At 41.8% G+C, this 1,147-nt stretch carries 2 protein-coding genes; both read right to left on the bottom strand.

The features are described 5' to 3' along the window. The coding region (locus tag M8E35_RS26305; protein WP_252473926.1) for a transposase zinc-binding domain-containing protein at positions 1-280 on the bottom strand (280 nt) is incomplete at its 3' end. Further along, on the bottom strand, positions 273-1,133 hold the full coding sequence (locus M8E35_RS26300; protein WP_252473925.1) for a tyrosine-type recombinase/integrase: 861 nt from the start codon (positions 1,131-1,133) through the stop codon (positions 273-275). The genes M8E35_RS26305 and M8E35_RS26300, both read right to left, overlap by 8 nt. Positions 1,134-1,147: the final 14 nt, after the last annotated feature.

Here is a 1,147-nt window from a genome sequence, read left to right as displayed (position 1 = left end):
CCTGAGGGATTGTAAAAACGACGTGGAAGTAGCCGACTGGTAAAAGTTTGGACATTTGAGCCTCAACCCAATCCTGCTGAACAGAATGCTGGCATTTGGGACAATTTCTGTTACGACAGGAATTGAAAGAAACATCCATAGAGCCACATTCTGTGCAAACCTGGGCATGAGAACCAAGAGTAGAGGTTCTGCAATGACGAATCATATGAAAGGCTTTGGCCTGAGCTGGAGAGAGACGTTTAAGGCGAACGTGTTTAAAAATATCTTGAAGCTCAGGCAAAGGATTTCCCCCCATCAAGAGGGCTTTTCACAGAGGAAAGATGGTTTGTTGATAGGTGGATATAGTTAGAGGTTGTTGAAATATTGCTATGCCCCATAAGGATTTGAATCGTACGGAGGTCAGCATTCTCTTCAAGAAGATGGGTAGCAAAGCTGTGCCTAAGCGTGTGAACCGTTGCAGGTTTTGTAATACCAGCTTGGTCTTTAGCCACTTTAAAGACATGTTGAATACCCGTGGCGGCCATGGGTTTACCTTCAATAAGACCAGGAAATAGCAGGTTAGTGGGTTTGTAACGTTTCCAGTAGAGTCTGAGAATATTGAGGTTTTCATGAGAAAGAACCGTCAAACGATCCTTGTTGCCTTTGCCGAGATTAACTCGGATTAGCATATTCTTTGAATCAATATCTGAGATGCGGAGATTAAGCGTTTCGCTAATTCGTAGGCCAGAAGAATACGTCGTCAGGAGAATTGTTTTGTGTTTTAGATTAAGCACCTGATCAGTGATCGACAAAATCTCGTCTTTAGAAAGAACATGAGGAAGAGCTTTAGGTCGTTTGGGACGGATAATAACGTCGTCGGACCAGTTGTAGCTGAGAACCTTATTGAAAAAGAGTTTGAAAGCGTTGCAAGAGATATTGATGTTACTGTAACTAATACCGGATTTAATACGATGATGCAGAAATTGTTTGAGTTCATCTGTGGAGACTAGAGTTGCAGGCTTATTAGAGTACTTTTCAAGTTGCCTTAGATGACAGAGATAATGGTTCTGAGTTTGCGGAGAATAACCACGTAGTTCCATCTCGAACTTCATGGTTTGAAGATGAGATGATAGAGCTTGGGATTTGAGAGACATAAAAAATCATCCTT

Origin of the sequence: Desulfosporosinus nitroreducens, assembly GCF_023897015.1 — a bacterium.
Lineage (GTDB): Bacteria > Bacillota > Desulfitobacteriia > Desulfitobacteriales > Desulfitobacteriaceae > Desulfosporosinus > Desulfosporosinus nitroreducens.
The sequence above is the reverse complement of the archived record's forward strand: the minus strand, read 5'-3'. Positions and strand labels throughout refer to the sequence as shown.

Excerpts from the sequence above, each read along its gene's own strand:
- M8E35_RS26300 (WP_252473925.1), bottom strand. The coding sequence starts at position 1,133 with ATGTCTCTCAAATCCCAAGCTCTATCATCTCATCTTCAAACCATGAAG.